The 18,569-nt window shown below is 63.4% G+C and carries 16 protein-coding genes; 13 read left to right on the plus strand and 3 right to left on the minus strand.

The window, feature by feature from the left end; all coding sequences use genetic code 11:
• The first annotated feature begins 216 nt into the window (after positions 1–216).
• The 3 genes from BJ6T_RS04760 to mtnA all read left to right on the plus strand — a co-directional run bounded on the left by BJ6T_RS04760 (position 217) and on the right by mtnA (position 2,762).
• The gene (locus tag BJ6T_RS04760; protein WP_014491153.1) at positions 217–489 is read left to right on the plus strand and encodes a phosphopantetheine-binding protein; all 273 of its coding nucleotides are present in this window, start codon (positions 217–219) and stop codon (positions 487–489) included.
• Between the two features lie 269 nt (positions 490–758).
• A complete protein-coding gene (locus BJ6T_RS04765) occupies positions 759–1,634 on the plus strand; it encodes an S-methyl-5'-thioadenosine phosphorylase (protein ID WP_014491154.1) in 876 nt (291 codons plus the stop codon).
• Between the two features lie 18 nt (positions 1,635–1,652).
• Positions 1,653–2,762 carry an S-methyl-5-thioribose-1-phosphate isomerase gene (mtnA, locus tag BJ6T_RS04770; protein WP_014491155.1) on the plus strand — a complete coding sequence of 370 codons (1,110 nt, stop codon included), beginning with the start codon at positions 1,653–1,655 and terminating at the stop codon, positions 2,760–2,762.
• Between the two features lie 75 nt (positions 2,763–2,837).
• On the opposite strand, the gene BJ6T_RS04775 is transcribed toward mtnA, so the two are convergent.
• Positions 2,838–3,473 carry an HAD-IA family hydrolase gene (locus tag BJ6T_RS04775; protein ID WP_014491156.1) on the minus strand — a complete coding sequence of 212 codons (636 nt, stop codon included), beginning with the start codon at positions 3,471–3,473 and terminating at the stop codon, positions 2,838–2,840.
• Positions 3,474–3,581: 108 nt separating this feature from the next.
• On the opposite strand from BJ6T_RS04775, the gene BJ6T_RS04780 reads away from it, so the two are divergent.
• Positions 3,582–4,340, plus strand: coding sequence for a S1 family peptidase (locus BJ6T_RS04780; RefSeq protein ID WP_014491157.1), 759 nt, complete (start codon positions 3,582–3,584; stop codon positions 4,338–4,340).
• A gap of 126 nt (positions 4,341–4,466) precedes the next feature.
• Positions 4,467–5,969 carry a flavin-containing monooxygenase gene (locus tag BJ6T_RS04785; RefSeq protein WP_014491158.1) on the plus strand — a complete coding sequence of 501 codons (1,503 nt, stop codon included), beginning with the start codon at positions 4,467–4,469 and terminating at the stop codon, positions 5,967–5,969.
• A gap of 236 nt (positions 5,970–6,205) precedes the next feature.
• Here BJ6T_RS04785 and BJ6T_RS04790 read toward each other — a convergent pair whose 3' ends face one another.
• Complete coding sequence (locus tag BJ6T_RS04790) at positions 6,206–7,132, minus strand: response regulator (protein ID WP_014491159.1); 927 nt, start codon at positions 7,130–7,132, stop codon at positions 6,206–6,208.
• Positions 7,116–10,487, minus strand: a complete 3,372-nt coding sequence (locus BJ6T_RS04795) for a hybrid sensor histidine kinase/response regulator (protein ID WP_014491160.1) — start codon at positions 10,485–10,487, stop codon at positions 7,116–7,118. The genes BJ6T_RS04790 and BJ6T_RS04795 overlap by 17 nt, the downstream gene beginning before the upstream one ends.
• A 170-nt stretch (positions 10,488–10,657) precedes the next feature.
• On the opposite strand from BJ6T_RS04795, the gene urtA reads away from it, so the two are divergent.
• The 8 genes from urtA to BJ6T_RS04835 all read left to right on the plus strand — a co-directional run bounded on the left by urtA (position 10,658) and on the right by BJ6T_RS04835 (position 18,535).
• Complete coding sequence (gene urtA, locus BJ6T_RS04800; RefSeq protein WP_028169955.1) at positions 10,658–11,917, plus strand: urea ABC transporter substrate-binding protein; 1,260 nt, start codon at positions 10,658–10,660, stop codon at positions 11,915–11,917.
• A gap of 124 nt (positions 11,918–12,041) precedes the next feature.
• Positions 12,042–12,968 (plus strand): urea ABC transporter permease subunit UrtB, encoded by a 927-nt coding sequence (urtB, locus tag BJ6T_RS04805; RefSeq protein ID WP_014491162.1) that lies wholly within the window; start codon positions 12,042–12,044, stop codon positions 12,966–12,968.
• Between the two features lie 18 nt (positions 12,969–12,986).
• Positions 12,987–14,129, plus strand: a complete 1,143-nt coding sequence (urtC, locus tag BJ6T_RS04810) for an urea ABC transporter permease subunit UrtC (protein ID WP_014491163.1) — start codon at positions 12,987–12,989, stop codon at positions 14,127–14,129.
• A 64-nt stretch (positions 14,130–14,193) separates the two neighbouring features.
• Positions 14,194–14,949, plus strand: a complete 756-nt coding sequence (gene urtD / locus BJ6T_RS04815) for an urea ABC transporter ATP-binding protein UrtD (RefSeq protein WP_014491164.1) — start codon at positions 14,194–14,196, stop codon at positions 14,947–14,949.
• A gap of 70 nt (positions 14,950–15,019) precedes the next feature.
• Positions 15,020–15,709: an urea ABC transporter ATP-binding subunit UrtE gene (gene urtE / locus BJ6T_RS04820; RefSeq protein WP_014491165.1), complete on the plus strand. Its 690-nt coding sequence runs from the start codon at positions 15,020–15,022 to the stop codon at positions 15,707–15,709.
• A 28-nt stretch (positions 15,710–15,737) separates the two neighbouring features.
• Complete coding sequence (gene fmdA / locus BJ6T_RS04825; RefSeq protein WP_014491166.1) at positions 15,738–16,967, plus strand: formamidase; 1,230 nt, start codon at positions 15,738–15,740, stop codon at positions 16,965–16,967.
• A gap of 94 nt (positions 16,968–17,061) precedes the next feature.
• Complete coding sequence (locus BJ6T_RS04830; RefSeq protein ID WP_014491167.1) at positions 17,062–17,439, plus strand: FmdB family zinc ribbon protein; 378 nt, start codon at positions 17,062–17,064, stop codon at positions 17,437–17,439.
• 55 nt (positions 17,440–17,494) lie between these two features.
• On the plus strand, positions 17,495–18,535 hold the full coding sequence (locus tag BJ6T_RS04835; RefSeq protein ID WP_014491168.1) for an aliphatic amidase: 1,041 nt from the start codon (positions 17,495–17,497) through the stop codon (positions 18,533–18,535).
• Positions 18,536–18,569 lie beyond the last annotated feature (34 nt).

Genomic DNA, 18,569 nt, shown 5'->3' on the forward strand with positions numbered 1-18,569 from the left:
CAATTCCGAACGAACAGTTAAGTTCGGGTTGTTTGCATCGCCGACAATTCCGCGATCGTGTTAGGGATCTGGAAGAACCCGGAATTCCAGACAATCTGAGTCATCGTTTACTAAGAAAGGCGAAGTAATGGTGGCGCCCATTGTCGGATCGGCCCGTCGCGCCCATCGTAGCCGGCAACCGGTCCGACCGTTGAATAGACAGATGGGAATTTACCGATGCAGGCCTTCGATACCGACGTGCGCGATCGCATCATCAAGCTGGTGAAGGGCATCCTCGAGCAGAACTCGCTCACCGCGGACATCACGCCACAGGCGAAGCTCGTCGATGCGGGCCTGACCTCGATGGACATGGTCAATCTGATGCTCGGCGTCGAAGCCGAGTTCGACTTCACCATCCCGCAGTCCGAGATCACGCCGGAGAACTTCCAGTCGGTCGAGACGCTGGAACGGATGGTCGCAACCCAGCTGCAGCTGGCGGCGGCGGCTTAATCAAGACCACCGGTGTCGTCCCTGCGAACGCAGGGACCCATACCGCGGAATCTATCGACCTGTTGAAGGTCGCGGCTCAGAACGACGAATCCTCGCCAAACTGCGCCCTGTGGCTATGGGCCCCTGCGTTCGCGGGGACGACAGTGAGTATGCAGCGCCGCTTTTCCGCTCCTCACAGCACCGGCATCGCCCCAGCGTCCCCGTTCCAAAACCGCCGCAAAACTGGCATAGCTTAACCATGTCGCACATGGCGAACGGGTGGAGCAGGCATGACGCAAGCGGTATTGGGCATCATCGGTGGCTCCGGCATCTACGATCTGCCGGGTCTCGAGGGCGCGCGCGAAGAAGTGATCAAGAGCCCCTGGGGCGAGCCGTCGGCCCCCCTGCGGCGCGGCTCGATTGCCGGCCTGCCGATCGTATTCCTGCCGCGGCACGACAAGGGTCACCGGCTGTCGCCCTCCGACATCAATTATCGCGCCAACATCGATGTTCTGAAGCGGGCCGGCGTCACCGACCTGATCTCGCTGTCGGCCTGCGGCTCGTTCAGGGAGGAACTGCCGCCCGGCACCTTCGTTCTTGTCGACCAGTTCGTCGATCGCACCCACAAGCGCGAGAGCTCGTTCTTCGGCAGGGGATGCGTCGCGCATGTGTCGATGGCGCATCCGGTCTCGCCGCGTCTGCGCATCCATCTTGCGGCGGCAGCTGAAGCCGAGGGCATCGCGTTTGCGCGCGGCGGCACCTATCTCTGCATGGAGGGGCCGCAATTCTCCACCTACGCGGAGAGCATGACCTACAAGACATCGGGCTATTCCGTGATCGGCATGACCAATATGCCCGAGGCAAAGCTCGCGCGTGAGGCCGAGATCTGCTACGCCACGGTCGCGATGGTGACGGATTTCGACTGCTGGCATCCCGATCACGATGCCGTCACCGTCCAGGACATCATCCGCGTGCTGACCTCGAACGCCGACAAGGCCAAGGCGCTGGTGGCGCGGCTCGCGAGGGACTTTCCGCGCGAGCACGAGCCGTGCCCGATCGGTTCGGACCGCGCGCTCGACACCGCGCTGATCACGGCGCCCGAGGCGCGCGATCCCGAGCTCTTGAAGAAGCTCGATGCGGTGGCCGGGCGCATCCTGCGGGCGTGATACGAAAGGCAGAATGCCATGAAGGTTGACGGCAAGCATTTCCGCAGCATCTGGCGCGAGCGCGACGGCTGGTCGGTCGGAGCGATCGACCAGCGCCGGCTGCCGCATGAGTTCGTCGTCGCGAAGCTGACCTCATGCGAAGACGCTGCGGTCGCCATCCGCGACATGCTGGTGCGCGGCGCGCCGCTGATCGGCGCGACCGCGGCCTACGGCATGGCGCTCGCCATGCGCGAGGACTCATCCGACGCCGGTCTCAAGCGTGCCTATGACACGCTGGTCGTGGCGCGGCCTACGGCGATCAATCTGAAATGGGCGCTGGACGAGATGCGCACGGCGCTCACGCCGGTCGATCCGGTTGAACGGGCGGAGGCGGCCTATGCGCGCGCCGACGAGATCGTCGAGCAGGACGTCGAGATCAACCGCGGCATCGCCGGCAACGGCCTGAAGCTGATCGAGGCGATCGTCGCAAAGAAGAAGCCGGGCGAGACGGTCAATGTGCTGACCCATTGCAATGCCGGCTGGCTCGCCACCGTCGACTGGGGCACCGCAACGGCACCGATCTATCTGGCGCATGAGCGTGGCATCAAGGTCCATGTCTGGGTCGACGAGACCCGTCCGCGCAACCAGGGCGCCTCGCTCACAGCCTGGGAGCTCGGCCATCACGGCGTGCCGCACACGGTCATCCCCGACAATACCGGCGGACACCTGATGCAGCACGGCATGGTCGACCTCGCCATCGTCGGCACCGATCGCGTCGCCGCCAATGGCGACGTCTGCAACAAGATCGGCACATATCTGAAGGCCCTTGCCGCGCACGACAACGGCGTGCCGTTCTATGTCGCGTTGCCATCGCCGACGATCGATTTCGCCGTTGACGACGGTATCCGCGACATCCCGATCGAGCAGCGCAGCGGCACGGAGGTCACCGACATGACCGGCCGCACCGCGGACGGCCGGCTGGAGACGGTGCGCGTCGTGCCGGAGGGCTCGCCGGTCGCGAATTACGCGTTCGACGTGACGCCGGCGCGGCTGGTCACCGGTCTCATCACGGAGCGCGGTGTGCTGAAGCCGGATAGAGCATCGCTGGCGGCCGCCTTTCCGGAGCGGATCGCCGCCGCGGCGGAGTAGTCAGTCAGCCAGGCAAGACCGTGCCGCGCAGTCATTGCTTCGCTGCGCTCGCAATGACGGAGAATGACGCGCCAGCTACCCCAGCTTCAGCCCCGTCGCCGCCTCAAGCTCCGCAATCGCCTGCGCCCCGCTCGTCACCTTGATCGTGGTCATGCCCATCTCACGCGCGGGTTTCAGATTGACGCCGAGGTCGTCCAGATAAACGCACTTCTTCGGATCGACCTTCAGCGTCTCGACCATCATCCTGTAGATGCGCGAGTCGGGCTTGCGCAGGCCGATCTTGGCGGATTCGATGACGTGGTTGAACAGAACCATCACCTCGGCGACGTAGAGCGAGCGCCCGGTCATGCTGCCGATCGCGTTGGCGGGCAGATTGTTGGTGATGCAGCCGGTCTTGAATTGCGCCTTGATGCGCTTGAGGGCCTCGACCATCTCGGGACGCAGATCGCCCTGAAGCAGCGGCAGCACGTCGCGGCCGCGCACCTCTGCGCCGAGCGCGCGCGATTCTTCCGCGAACAGCTTGTCGAAGGTGTCGATATCGACCTCGGCCCGCTCGAACTTCGCCCAGGCGTTTTCCAGGTGATTGGCGGCGTTGGTGCGCCGGATGATGTCGATGGGCAGGCCGCGCTCGGTCTCGTACCGCGCGAAGGCCTCGAATGGCGAGCTCGTCAGCACGCCGCCAAAATCAAAGATCACAGCCTCGATCGTCAAGATCCCGCCCTCGTCAATTCCTTTCCAAGAGCGCTAGCATGGGCTATCGGCAAGGGCCAGTCCGAAGCAATCCCGCCGTCACCGATGCCGACGCCAAAGCGTGTTCCCATGAAGAAGCTTGCAACCCTCATCGCAGCAGCGCTGCTGCTCGCCACGCCCGCACACGCCATCGTCGGTGGCGGCACGCCGCAGGCCGATGGTGTCGCGCGCGCGGTCGTCACCATCGTCGGCTCGCGTGGCAATTTCTGCACCGGCAGCCTGATCGCCCCGAAGGTCGTGCTGACCGTCGCCCACTGTGTGCAGCCCGGCGCGGATTACAAGATCGTCGATCGCGGCGCTGACGGTACGCCGCAACTGCTGAACGTGCGCACCGTCGCGATCCATCCCAACTTCAACATGCAGGCGATGCAGGCGCACCGCGCCACCGCGGACGTTGCATTGCTGCAACTGGAAATTCCACTCAAGGGAAAATCGACGGCGTCAGTCGGCGCGCCGACCATTCCAATCCAGGTCGGCAGCCGCTTCGTCATCGCCGGTATCGGCGTCACGGTGCGTGGCGACGGCAAGAGCGGCGGCGCGACGCGCGTTGCCGGGCTCGTGGCCACGGGCCAGCCCGGCACGTTCCAGATCCGGCTGGTCGATCCCGTAACCAACGGTGTTCGCGACGGAATTGGCGCCTGCACCGGCGATTCCGGCGGTCCGGTGTTCGAGGACAAGCCGAACGGTCCGGTGCTTGTCGGCGTCATCAGCTGGTCCACGGGGCCGAACGGGGCCGCCGGCTGCGGCGGATTGACCGGCGTCACGCCGCTCACGCTCTATCGCGACTGGATTTTGCAGACCGCGCGGAGCTGGGGTGCGGCGTTATAGTTTGACCACGAATTGATCTATGTCATTTTGAAGTGGAAGCGCGATGGGCGACCATGCCCGTCGCGGAGGAAACGCGCCGTCCGGTCAAGGGCGGCCACAAAAACAAGCAAGGCATAGAAGCAACAAATGAATGTCGCTGTTCGCAGTCACGCCACCACCAAACAGGTTTCAGAGCACTTCGATGTGCTGATCGTCGGCGCCGGCATCTCCGGCATCGGCAGCGCCTATCACATCGAAAAACAGCTTCCCGGCACGAGCTACGTCATCCTGGAAACGCAGGCGACGTTCGGCGGCACCTGGAGCACGCATCGTTATCCCGGCATTCGCTCGGACAGCGATCTCCATACCTTCGGCTACAGCTTCAAGCCCTGGGTCGGACCGCCGATCGCGACCGCCGAGGAAATCCTCGCTTACATGAACGAGGTGATCGACGACAACGATATCGCCCGGCACATCCGCTACAAGCACAGGATCAATTCCGCGAGCTGGTCGAGCGAACAGAATCTCTGGACCATCGAGGCGACGACGACGGACACCGGCGAGGCGAAGACCTTCACCGCCAACTTCCTGTGGATGTGCCAGGGCTACTACCGCCATTCGGAAGGCTACACGCCGGAATGGAAGGGCATGGACCGCTTCAAGGGCCGCATCGTCCATCCGCAGAGCTGGCCCGACGATATCGACCTCGCGAACAAGAAGGTCGTCGTGATCGGCTCGGGCGCGACAGCGGCGACGCTGGTGCCGAACATCGCCGACGCCTGCGCGCATGTCACCATGCTGCAGCGTTCGCCGACCTATTTCCGGCTTGGCCGCAACGCCATCGAGATCGCCGAAGAGCTGCGCCGGCTTCAGGTCGACGAGGAATGGATCCACGAGATCGTCCGCCGCAAAATATTGTTCGAGCAGGATGCTTTCACAAAGCTCTGCATCGCCAAGCCGGAGCAGGTGAAAAAGGATCTGATCGACCAGATCCGCGCGGTTCTCGGGCCGGACTACGACGTCGAGACGCATTTCACGCCGACCTACCGGCCGTGGCGACAGCGCATTGCCTTTGTGCCCGATGCCGATCTGTTCAAGGGCATCGCCAGCGGCAAGGCCTCCGTCGTCACCGACGAGATAGAGTGTTTCGTCGAGAACGGTATCCAGCTCAAGTCCGGCAAGCTGCTCGAGGCCGATATCGTCGTCACCGCGACCGGCTTCAATCTCGCCGCGCTCGGCGACATCGCCTTCGAGATCGACGGCAAGCCGCTCGCCTTCGGCGACACCGTGACCTATCGCGGCATGATGTTCACGGGCGTGCCGAATATGGTCTGGGTGTTCGGCTATTTCCGCGCGAGCTGGACGCTGCGCGTCGACCTCGTTGCCGATTTTGTCTGCCGGCTGCTCGGCCATATGAAGGCCAAGGGCACGAAGAAAGTCGAGGTCAGGCTGCGGCCTGAGGACCACAACATGCCGATCCTGCCCTGGATCGATCCGGAAAACTTCAATCCCGGCTACATCATGCGCAACATGGACCTGCTGCCCAAGCGCGGCGACAAGCCGGAATGGCAGCACAGCCAGGATTACTGGACCGAGAAGGACGAGATCCCGAAGACGGATCTGGACGACGGGGCGTTTGTTTACGGATGAGGGAGTCGTTGGTGTGGGGGGTGGCTGCGATCACCACACACCCTCCTGTCGTCCCGGGGCGCGCGTAGCGCGAGCCCGGGACCCATACTCCCAGGCGGTGGTTGTCCGGTAAGCTGGCAACTCCGAGTCTTCGCCAAATATCTCCCTGTGGCTAGTGGGTCCCGGGCTCGCGCTACGCGCGCCCCGGGACGGCACCGCTGGTTGGCGAATGGCGTACCAACTCAACAACAGGGCGCTCACGAATTCCTTCTTGTCGCATTCGTTGCAATCGCCGCCGCCGCGGTGCGGTTCTCCACGCCGAGCTTGGCGTAGATCTGCTCCAGGTGCTTGTCGACGGTGCGCGGGCTCAAGCCCAGGATCTGCGCGATGTCGCGGTTGGTCTTGCCCTTGCTGAGCCACGCCAGCACTTCGCCCTCGCGGGTGGTGAGGCCGAGCTCGCTGGTGAATTCGGGCGGCAGCGCAGTGCCGGACTCCTTGGACAGCCGCAGCAGGAATTCGTTCGGCGCGGTTTCGCCCATGTAGTAGAGCCGCAGTTGCGGATTGTCGGGCAGGGGAGCTGCCTGCGACTTCGAGCTGCCCTTGTCTTTCGCTTGCTCCAGCCATTGCAGGAGCGATGGCGGCAGGACGAAGTCGTCGGCCTGCGCGCCATGATGATCGGCCAGCAGTTTTTGCGCCTGCGGGGTGGCCCAGAGCACGTGGCCCTGGCGGTTGACCGCGAACAGGAAGCGGCCGGAGACGTCGAGCGCGGCGCGCGCGCTCTGGGTCAGGCGGGCGTTGCCGAGATGGACGCGGATGCGCGCCAGCATCTCTTCGATCACAATCGGTTTTGTCACGTAGTCGACGCCGCCGGCCTCCAGCCCACGCACGATGTGCTCGGTCTCCGCAAGGCCCGTCATGAAGATCACGGGCACGTTGGCAACGCCCGCATCGCGCTTGAGCCGGCGGCAGGTCTCGAATCCGTCCATGCCGGGCATCACGGCGTCCAGCAGCACGATGTCGGGCGTGATCTGGTCGACGATGCGCATCGCGGCCGCGCCGTCGAGCGCCACCATCACCGTCATCCCGGCGCCGTCGAGCGCGTCGGTCAGGAGCCGCAGCGTCTCCGGGGAGTCATCGACAACGAGCGCGACATCGCGCTTCCTCGACTCAATGCTCATGCGCATGCAACGTCTTCAATGTGGCCATGTACCGGTCGAGATCGAAGCGGTCGACCAGCGACCGCATTTCCGCGACGAAGTCGGCATGCTCGGGGTGCTCGCTGCCGATCTCGTCCAGCTTCAACTGGATGCCCTTGACGTAGCCGATCTGGCCGAGCCCCATCAGCGCCTCGATGTGCCGCACCGGTGGCCTTGATCCGCTCTCGGGCCGCCAGAACGGCACCGCGATCTGGTCCGAGCCGTACTGCCATTCGATCTTCAGGAGCTGGCGGATCGTCTCCAGCAGCCGGGGAATGTCGATCGGCTTCATCAGATAGCCGTCGTGGAAGGGCTGCGCCAGCGGCGTGCCGTGAGCCTCCAGGGCGCTCGCCGACACCATCAGGATGCGCGCCTGGTGATGGCCGCTCTTGCGCAAGGCCTCCGCGACGGCCCAGCCGTCCATGGTGGGCATCGAGATGTCGAGCAGGAACAGGTCGGGCCGGCAATGCTGTGCCAGCGCGAGGCATCCTGGCCCGTCGGGTGCGCTGAGCAGGATGAAGCCGAGCGGCGCCAGCACCTCGCGCAGGAGGTCGCGATGCACGGGGTCGTCGTCGGTGATGAGGATGGTCTTGCGTGCGCCCCGATAGCCGGAGACCGGCGCCTCCACCGGCGCGATGCGCAGCGGATTGGCGACTTCCGACAGCAGGATCTTGACCTTGAAGGTACTCCCGGCGCCAACCGTGCTCAGGACCTTGATGTCGCCGCCCATGACGCCGGCGAGCAGCCGGCTGATGGTCAGGCCCAGCCCGGTGCCGGTCTGCGGCTGCGAGACGCCGAGCGCGCCACGCTCGAAGGGCGCAAAGATGCGTTCGAGGTCGTCGCCCTGGATGCCGGGGCCGGTGTCGATCACTTCGAACTCGGCAACGGGGCTGCGATAGTGCACGACGAACTGCACGCTGCCGGTCTGGGTGAACTTGATCGCGTTGGAGAGCAGATTGATCAGCACCTGGCGCAGCCGCTTCTCGTCGGCGTAGACCACGACCGGCAAATGCGCGGGCCGCCTGAACACGAAGTCGATGCCCTTGGCGGCCGCCTGGAGACGGAACATGCCGACCAGCTGGTCGAGGAAATCGCTCAGCCGCACCTCGTCGCGCGACAGATACAGCCGCCCCGCCTCGATCTTGGAAATATCCAGAATGCCATCGATCAGGCCGGAGAGGTGATCGGCGCTGCGACGGACGACGCGGACTTGGTCGCGCGGCTTGGTGCTGAGCGTTGCGTCCTGTTCCAGGAGCTGGGCATAGCCGCTGATCGCGTTCAGCGGCGAGCGCAACTCGTGGCTCAGCCCCACCACGTAGCGGCTCTTGGCGAGGTTGGCGGATTCGGCGACCTCCTTGGCGCGCTGAAGCTCGGCGTCGGTGCGCTTGTGCGCGTCGATCTCCTGGATCAGCAGCGTCGTCTGCCGCCGCGTCTCGGCCTCGGCGGCGCGGCGGCTCTGCTGCGCCAGCACGAACAGCCAGGCCACCACGCCGATGATGATGCTGAGCGAGAAGAACACCTTCCAGAGCACGTTCGAGACGAGCAAATTCTCGCCGGGCACGCTCGCCGAGGTCTGGAGATAGATCAGTCCCAGCACCAGCGCGACGAGGCCGGCGGAGACCACGAACACCCCGACATAGTGGCCGAACTGCGAGTTGATCCGCTGATAGATCGGCTGCGGCAAGATCCTGCCGAGCGCTTCGGCGAACTGCACCTGCGCGCGCGCATGCGGTTTGCAGAGGTCGTGGCAGCGTGCATCGAGCGAGCAGCACAGCGAGCAGATCGGGCCGGCATAAGCGGGGCAGGACGTCGTGTCCTCCGGCTCGAAGCTGTGCTCGCAGATACAGCACTGGATCGACTCGATATTGGCCCAGCTCTTCTTCGGTTTGCGCGCGATGTAGTACTTTCCGTCGGTGAGCCAGGCGATGACGGGCGCGGTGACGAACGCGACCGTCAGCGCGACGAAGGCGGCGAGCGCCTTCATGGTCGGGCCGAACAGGCCGTAAAACGCCGCGATCGAGACGATGGTCGCGATCGTCATGGCGCCGACACCGACCGGATTGATGTCGTAGAGATGGGCGCGCTTGAACTCCATCTGCGGCGGGCGCAGGCCGAGCGGCTTGTTGACGACGAGATCGGCGACGAGCGCGCCGACCCAGGCGATCGCGACATTGGAATAGAGCGCCAGCGTCTGCTCCAGCGCCTTGTAGACGCCGATCTCCATCAACAGCAGCGCCACCGTCACGTTGAACACCAGCCAGACCACCCGGCCGGGGTGGCTGTGCGTCAGACGCGAGAAGAAGTTCGACCAGGCGATCGAGCCGGCATAGGCATTGGTGACGTTGATCTTGAGCTGCGACAGGATCACGAACGTGCCGGTGAGCGCCAGCGCCAGGTCCGGTTGCGACAGCACGTAGCGAAACGCTTCGAGATACATGTGCGCGGGCTCGGCCGCCAGCTCGCCCGAGAGGCCGTGGCTCAGCGCAAAGAAGGCGAGAAAGGAGCCCAGCAACAATTTCAGTGCGCCGAAGATGATCCAGCCCGGGCCCGCGATCAGCAGGGCGATCCACCACGACGTCCGCGACGTGCGGCGATCGCGCGGCAGAAACCGGAGGAAGTCGACCTGCTCGCCGATCTGCGCCACCAGCGAGAACACCACGGAGGATGCGACACCGAACAGCAGCAGATCGAAATGCCCGCTCGGGTCGCCATGCTCGCCGGCGAACTTGCGCCACTCCGTGAACGAGTAGGGGTTGGCCCAGGCGATCGCGGCAAAGGGCAGGATGTGCAGGATGATCCAGATCGGCTGCGTCCAGAGCTGGAAGCGGCTGATCAGCGTGATGCCGTAGGTCACGAGCGGAATGATCGCGACCGCGCTGATGAGATAGCCGATCGGGCGCGGAATGCCGAAGCACATCTCCAGCGCCGTTGCCAGGATCACCGCCTCGATGGCGAAGAAGATGAAGGTGAAGGAGGCGTAGATCAGCGACGTGACGGTCGAGCCGATATAGCCGAAGCCGGCGCCGCGGGTGAGCAGGTCAATGTCGATGCCGCATTTGGCTGCGTAATAGGCAATCGGTACGCCGCAGAAGAAGATGATGGTGGAGACGACGAGGATCGCGGCGCTCGCGTTGGTGACGCCGTAGTTCAGCGTGATGGTGCCGCCGATCGCTTCCAGCGCCAGAAAGGAGATGGCGCCGAGTGCAGTGTTGGCGACACGGGCGGCAGACCAGCGGCGCGCGCTCTTGGCGGTGAAGCGCAGCGCGTAGTCTTCCAGCGTCTGATTGGCGACCCACTGGTTGTACTGGCGCCTGACGCGGTCTATTCGCTGCCGCCCTGCCACTCGTTACCCCACTTCCGATACGGACCCGGAGCTCTCGCAATTTCCGTACCAGAAGCCTACGTCGGTATTTTGCGGTGCAGTATACGCGATCTTGCGTATGCTTGCGCTGCACAAATTCGAGCCATCCTCACGGCACCAATCGCGTGTCCTCGAACAAAAGTGGGGTGCTCATGTCAGACGAAGCAAACAAGGGCCTGTTGTCGCCGCTCCGGCGTAAACTATTGATGGGAATGGCCGCCGTGCCGGCCATCACGATGCTGCCGCGGGCGTCTTTTGCGCAGGCTCCTGCGACCTCGGCGGTCAACACCACGGGCCTCGCGGTCACCGACACCGAGGTGACGGTCGGCATCCTGCACTCGGCGACCGGCACCATGGCCATCTCCGAGACCGGCTCGATCGAGGCCGAAAAGCTCGCCATCGAGCAGATCAACGCCATGGGCGGCGTGCTCGGGCGCAAGATCAAGTTCATCCAGGAAGACGGCGCCAGCGACTGGCCGACCTTCGCGGAGAAGGCCAAGAAGCTGCTCGTCAACGACAAGGTCGCGGCGATCATGGGCTGCTGGACCTCGGCCTCCCGCAAGGCGGTGCTGCCGGTCATGGAGCAGTACAACGGCATGCTCTATTACCCGACCTTCTATGAAGGCCTCGAGCAGTCCAAGAACGTGATCTACACCGGCCAGGAGGCGACCCAGCAGATTCTCGCCGGCCTGAACTGGATCGCCAAGGAAAAGGGCGCCAAGTCGTTCTTCTTCATCGGCTCCGACTACATCTGGCCGCGCACCTCGAACAAGATCGCGCGCAAGCACGTCGAGAACGTGCTGAAGGGCAAGGTCGTCGGCGAGGAGTATTATCCGCTTGGCAACACCCAGTTCAACTCGGTCATCAACAAGATCAAGCTGACCAAGCCCGACGTGATCTTCACCGACGTCGTCGGCGGCTCGAACGTCGCGTTCTACAAGCAGCTCAAGGCCGCCGGCATCGACCTTTCCAAGCAGGCGTTGCTGACGATCTCGGTGACCGAGGACGAAATCGACGGCATCGGCGGCGAGAACATCGCGGGCGCCTATGCCTGCATGAAGTACTTCCAGTCGCTCGACAATCCGAACAACAAGGGCTTCGTGCCCGCGTTCAAGAAGATGTGGGGCGAGAAGACCGTGATCGGAGACGTCACCCAGGCTGCCTATCTCGGCCCGTGGCTGTGGAAGTTAACGGTGGAGAAGGCGGGCTCGTTCGACGTCGACAAGATCGCGGCGGCCTCGCCCGGCGTCGAGTTCAAGGGTGCGCCGGAAGGCTATGTCCGCATCCACGAGAACCATCACCTCTGGTCGAAGACCCGGGTGGGACGCGCCAAGCTCGATGGTCAGTTCGAGCTGATCTACGAGACCGCCGATCTCGTCGAGCCGGATCCGTTCCCCAAGGGCTATCAGTAAGTCGCGGCATCAGTCGCGCTTTCTCCCAAGCCTCTCCCTGGCGTGGACAGCAAATCCACGCCCAAGACCCCCGCGTCGCGAACCTGCTCGCGACGCGGGACCTTACCCCTGACGGAGAACATCGATGTTCGGCGACTACTCGCTTGGTGATCTTGGCTCCATCTTCGTCATGCAGGGTTTTGCGGGACTGATCCTGTTCTCGGTCTACGTCCTGATGGCGCTCGGGCTTGCGATCATCTTCGGCCAGATGGGCGTCATCAACATGGCTCACGGCGAGTTCATGATCCTCGGGGCCTACGTCACCTGGATGACCTCGAATTTCTTCCAGGCCTATTTGCCGAGCCTGTTCAGCGGCTACTTCTTCCTGGCGATGATCCTGGCCTTCGTCGCATCCGGCGCGCTGGGAATGCTGGTGGAATGGGTGCTGATACGGCATCTCTACAAGCGTCCGCTCGACACGCTGCTGGCGACCTGGGGCCTCAGCCTGATGCTGCAGCAGGCCTATCGTTCCGTGTTCGGCGCGCGCGAGGTCGGCGTCGAGCTGCCGCAATGGATGCTCGGCTCGCTGCACGTCACCGACAGCATCGAGGTGCCGATCAACGGCGTCTTCGTGATGTGCCTCACCGTGCTGATCACCATCGGCGTCGCCTATGTCATGTACAAGTCGCGCTGGGGCCGCCAGGTTCGCGCCGTCGTGCAGAACCGCATCATGGCCGGCGCGGTGGGCATCAACACCGAAAAGGTCGATCGCTACACCTTCGGTCTCGGTTGCGGCATCGCCGGTGTCGCCGGCAGCGCCTTTACGATGATCGGCTCCACCGGGCCAACCTCCGGACAGCTCTACATCGTAGATACATTCCTGGTGGTCGTGTTCGGCGGCGCCGCCAGTCTGATCGGCACCATCGCCTCGGCCTTCTCGATCTCGCAGACGCAATCCACCCTCGAGTTCTTCATGTCCGGCTCGATGGCGAAGGTGCTGACGCTGCTCGCGGTTGTCGGAATCCTGATGCTGCGGCCGCAAGGGCTGTTCGCCCTCAAGGTCCGCAAGTGAGAAACTGGGGCTGATGCAATGACCGACAATCGCTTCTTCAATCGCTCGGAGTTCATCGGAATTCTGGTGCTCGCGGTCTTCCTGGTGGTGGTCCTGCCGCTCACGCTCGATGTCTTCAGGCTCAATCTGGTCGCGAAATATCTGACCTATGCCTTCGTCGCGCTGGGGCTGGTGATCTGCTGGGGTTATGGCGGCATTCTCAGCCTCGGTCAGGGCGTGTTCTTCGGGCTCGGCGGCTACTGCATGGCGATGTTCCTCAAGCTCGAGGCATCGAGCGTGGAGAACACCAAGATCCAGTCGACGCCGGGCATCCCTGATTTCATGGACTGGAATCAAATCACCGCGCTGCCGCTGTTCTGGAAGCCATTCAGCAGCCTCACCTTCACGATCGCCGCCATCATTCTCGTGCCCGGCATCTTCGCTCTCATCATCGGCACCGCGATGTTCAAGCGCCGGGTCGGCGGCACCTACTTCGCCATCATCACCCAGGCGGTCGCGGCCATCCTCACCATCCTGATCGTGGGACAGCAGGGCTACACCGGCGGCATCAACGGCATGACCGATCTGCGGACGCTGAAGGGTTGGGACATCCGGCCCGATCACGCCAAGATCGTGCTGTACTTCTTTGAAGTCGGACTTCTGTTCGCCTGCATCATGATCGCGCAGTTCGTCCGGCACTCCAAGCTCGGACGCATCCTGGTCGCGATGCGCGAGAAGGAGGATCGGGTCCGCTTCTCCGGCTACAGCGTCGCGAATTTCAAGATCTTCGCCTTCTGCATCGCCGCCGTGTTCGCCGCGATCGGCGGCGCCATGTTCGCGCTCAATGTCGGCTTCATGTCGCCGTCCTTCGTCGGCATCGTGCCGTCGATCGAAATGGTGATCTACACCGCCGTCGGCGGCCGGCTCTCGATCCTAGGCGCGGTCTACGGCACGCTGCTGGTCAACTTCGCCAAGACCAGCCTGTCGGAAACCTTTCCCGAATTGTGGCTGTTTGGCCTCGGCGGCCTGTTCATCGCCGTGGTGCTGGCCTTCCCGAACGGCCTTGCCGGGATCTGGGGCGACTACGTGCAGCCGCGCATCGATCGCCTGATCTCGTCGCGCAAGCCGAAGCCCGAAGGTTGGACCGACAGCTCCGTCGCCGACGGCGCCCCGGCGGAGTGAGGAGATCATCATGCTCGTAGGTCACCACGATGCCGATGCCGCGCTGGCAGTGAGGAGATAGATCATGCTCGTCGGTCACCAGCCCGAGGAATTCCTGCTCGCCGTCGAAGCACTGACCGTGTCGTTCGACGGGTTCAAGGCGGTCAACGATCTCTCATTCTACGTCGACGAGAACGAGATCCGCGTCATCATCGGTCCCAACGGCGCCGGCAAGACCACCGTGCTCGATTTGATCTGCGGCAAGACCAAAGCAACGTCCGGCTCGATCCAGTTCCGTGGCAAGGAGCTGACGCGGATGAAGGAAAATGAGATCGTCAAGACGGGCGTCGGCCGTAAATTCCAGAACCCGTCGATCTACGACGATCTCACGGTGTTCGAGAATCTGGAGATCTCCTATCCGCGCGGCCGCTCGGTGTTCGGCGCGCTGACCTTCACCCGCGACGCCGCCGTGCGCGACCGGGTGCACGAAGTCGCCGAAATGATCTTCCTGAAGGACCGGCTCAACGTGAACGCCGATCTGCTCAGCCACGGCCAGAAGCAGTGGCTCGAGATCGGCATGCTGCTGATCCAGGATCCGGACCTCTTGATGCTGGACGAGCCCGTCGCGGGCATGAGCGTGTCCGAGCGCGCCAAGACCGCCGAGCTGCTCAACCGCATCATCAAGAACCGTTCGGTGCTGGTGATCGAGCACGACATGAAGTTCGTCGAGGACATCGCGCACAAGGTCACCGTGCTTCACCAGGGCCAGATCCTCTCGGAGGGCACCATGGAGAAGGTGAAGAACGACCCCAAGGTCGTCGAAGTCTATCTCGGCCATTAGCACATGATCCCGGAAAGTGGCGTCCAGTTTCCGGACAAGATCATGTGCAAGAAGTAAGGAGCGCGCGACGATGCTGGCTATTTCCGATCTTCACGTCGCCTACGGCCAGAGCGAGGTGCTGCACGGGCTCAACGTTAAGGTCGCGCCCAACGAGATCGTTGCGATCATGGGCCGCAACGGCATGGGCAAGACCACGCTGATGAAGTCGCTGATGGGCATCCTCCCCGCCAAGAGCGGCTCGGTGACCATGGACGGTGCCGAGCTCGGCGGCCTGCCGAGCTACGAGCGCGTCGCCAAGGGCCTCGCCTATGTGCCGCAGGGCCGCATGATCTTCTCGACCATGACGGTGAAGGAGAATATCGAGACCGGCCTCGTCGTTTCCGGCGGATCGGAGGTGCCGGCCGACATCTATGAATTGTTTCCGGTGCTGCTGGAAATGAAGGGCCGCCGCGGCGGCAATCTCTCCGGCGGACAGCAGCAACAGCTCGCGATTGCGCGTGCGCTCGCGACCAAGCCGAAAGTGTTGCTGCTGGACGAGCCGACCGAAGGCATCCAGCCGTCGATCATCAAGGAGATGGCGCGCACACTGAAGCGCATCCGCGACGAAAAGGGGCTCTCGATCGTGGTGTCGGAGCAGGTCCTGAGCTTCGCGCTCGACATCGCCGACCGTGTGCTGGTGATCGAGAACGGCGAGATCGTGCGCGACGATCCGCGCGACGCCGTCGATGCCGCGCAGGTCTCTAAATATCTGTCCGTCTAACCAACCGTGTAAAAAGGGGAGCATCTCGATGCCAGAGACACTGATCAAGGTCGATCTCACCAAGTCGGCTTACGATAATGACATGGTGCACAACCGCTGGCACCCCGACATCCCGATCGTGGCCTGGGTCAATCCCGGCGACGACTTCATCATCGAGACCTATGACTGGACCGGCGGCTTCATCAAGAACAACGATTCCGCCGACGACGTGCGCGACATCGATCTGTCGATCGTGCACTTCCTCTCCGGCCCGATCGGCGTCAAGGGCGCCGAGCCCGGCGATCTCCTCGTCGTCGACCTGCTCGATGTCGGTCCGCTGAAGGAGAGCCTCTGGGGCTTCAACGGCTTCTTCTCCAAGCAGAACGGCGGCGGCTTCCTCACCGACCATTTCCCGCTGGCGCAGAAGTCGATCTGGGACATCAAGGGTCTCTACACCTCGTCCCGCCATGTGCCCGGCGTCAACTTCGCCGGCCTGATCCATCCCGGCCTGATCGGCTGTCTGCCCGATCCGAAGATGCTGGATACCTGGAACAAGCGTGAGGCCGAGCTGATCTCGACCAACCCGACCCGCGTGCCCGGCCTTGCCAATCCGCCATTCGCGCCGACCGCCCATGGCGGCCGCGCCAAGGGCGACGTCAAGGCCAAGATCGGCGCGGAAGGCGCGCGCACCGTGCCGCCGCGTGAGCATGGCGGCAATTGCGACATCAAGGATCTCTCGCGCGGCTCGAAGATCTACTTCCCGGTCTATGTGCCCGGCGCCGGTCTCTCGATGGGCGACCTGCACTTCAGCCAGGGCGACGGCGAGATCACCTTCTGCGGCGCGATCGAGATGGCCGGCTGGCTGCATCTGAAGGTCGAGGTGATCAAGGACGGCATGGCGAAGTACGGCATCAAGAACCCGATCTTCAAGCCGTCGCCGATCACGCCGAATTACAAGGACTATCTGATCTTCGAGGGCATCTCGGTCGACGAGGCCGGCAAGCAGCACTATCTCGACGTTCACATCGCCTATCGCCAGGCCTGCCTCAACGCGATCGAGTATCTGAAGAAGTTCGGCTATTCCGGCGCCCAGGCCTATTCGATCCTCGGCACCGCGCCGTGCCAGGGCCACATCTCCGGCGTGGTCGACGTTCCCAATGCCTGCGCCACGCTATGGCTGCCGACCGAGATCTTCGACTTCGACGTCATGCCGTCGGCGGCAGGACCCATCAAGCACATCACCGGCGACATCCAGATGCCGATCTCGCCGGACAAATAGTCTCCCTGCGCGACGGGATGCGGGACGGCGCGACTTTGCCGCCCTGCATCCGCCGCAGGAATTCTCTCACAGGCAACAGCGTAGGGATGATGCGATGCCGGTCTATGAATATCTCTGTGACGATTGCGGGCCGTTCAAGGACCTGCGCCCGATGGCGGAATGCGACGATCCGCAAAGCTGTCCGCACTGCGAGACGATGGCGCCGCGAGTGATCCTGACCGCGCCGAATTTCTTCTGCATGCCGGCGGAAAAGCGCAAGGCGCACGCCGTCAACGAGCGCAGCACGCATGCGCCGCAGACGCTCGCGCAATACAAGGCCTCGCACGGTCCCGGCTGCGGCTGCTGCTCGTCGGGCAAGACCGTGAAAGACAAGAGCTCGTCGGACAGAAAGAAGCCGGCGCGACTCATGACCAAGAGCAGGAGCGGCGCCAAGGGCTTTCCGACCGCGCGCCCCTGGATGATCAGCCACTAACTCGGTCGCTCGATCGTCGGCAACCTCAAACAAATAAAAGACAGGAGCGCTCAAAATGCTTCACGGTGACATTTCCAGCAGCAACGACACCGTCGGCGTCGCGGTGGTCAATTACAAGATGCCCCGCCTGCACACCAAGGCCGAGGTGCTCGACAACGCCCGCAAGATCGCCGACATGCTGGTGGGCATGAAGGCGGGCCTGCCCGGCATGGATCTCGTGATCTTCCCGGAATACTCGACCCAAGGCATCATGTACGACTCCAAGGAGATGTACGAGACGGCCTCGGCGGTGCCAGGTGAGGAGACCGCGATCTTCGCGGAGGCCTGCCGCAAGGCGAAGGTCTGGGGCGTGTTCTCGCTGACCGGCGAACGCCACGAGGAGCATCCGCACAAGGCGCCCTACAACACCCTGATCCTGATCAACGACAAGGGTGAGATCGTCCAGAAGTACCGCAAGATCATGCCATGGGTGCCGATCGAGGGTTGGTATCCCGGCAATTGCACCTATGTCTCCGACGGCCCGAAAGGGATGAAGGTCAGCCTCATCATCTGCGACGACGGCAACTTTCCGGAGATCTGGCGCGACTGTGCCATGAAGGGCGCCGAATTAATCGTGCGCTGCCAGGGCTACATGTATCCGGCCAAGGAGCAGCAGGTCATGATCTCCAAGGCGATGGCGTGGGCCAACAACGTCTATGTCGCCGTCGCCAACGCCGCCGGCTTCGACGGCGTCTATTCCTACTTCGGTCACTCCGCGATCATCGGCTTCGACGGCCGGACGCTCGGCGAGTGCGGCGAGGAGGACTACGGCATCCAATACGCCCAGCTGTCGAAACATCTGATCCGCGATGCGCGCCGCAACGGCCAGTCGCAGAACCATCTCTACAAGCTGGTCCACCGCGGCTACACCGGCATGATCAATTCCGGCGAAAGCCCGCGCGGCGTCGCGGCTTGCCCCTATGATTTCTACAAGAACTGGATCGCCGATCCGGAAGGGACGCGGGACATGGTCGAGGCGATGACCCGTTCGACGCCAGGGACGGAAGAATGTCCGATCGACGGCATCCCGAATGGGTCGGCCCCGAGCAACTATTGAGCTGTTGGGGCGCGCTTTCTGCGCAAAATGAGAA

This window comes from Bradyrhizobium japonicum USDA 6 (genome assembly GCF_000284375.1).
GTDB classification, from domain to species: domain Bacteria; phylum Pseudomonadota; class Alphaproteobacteria; order Rhizobiales; family Xanthobacteraceae; genus Bradyrhizobium; species Bradyrhizobium japonicum.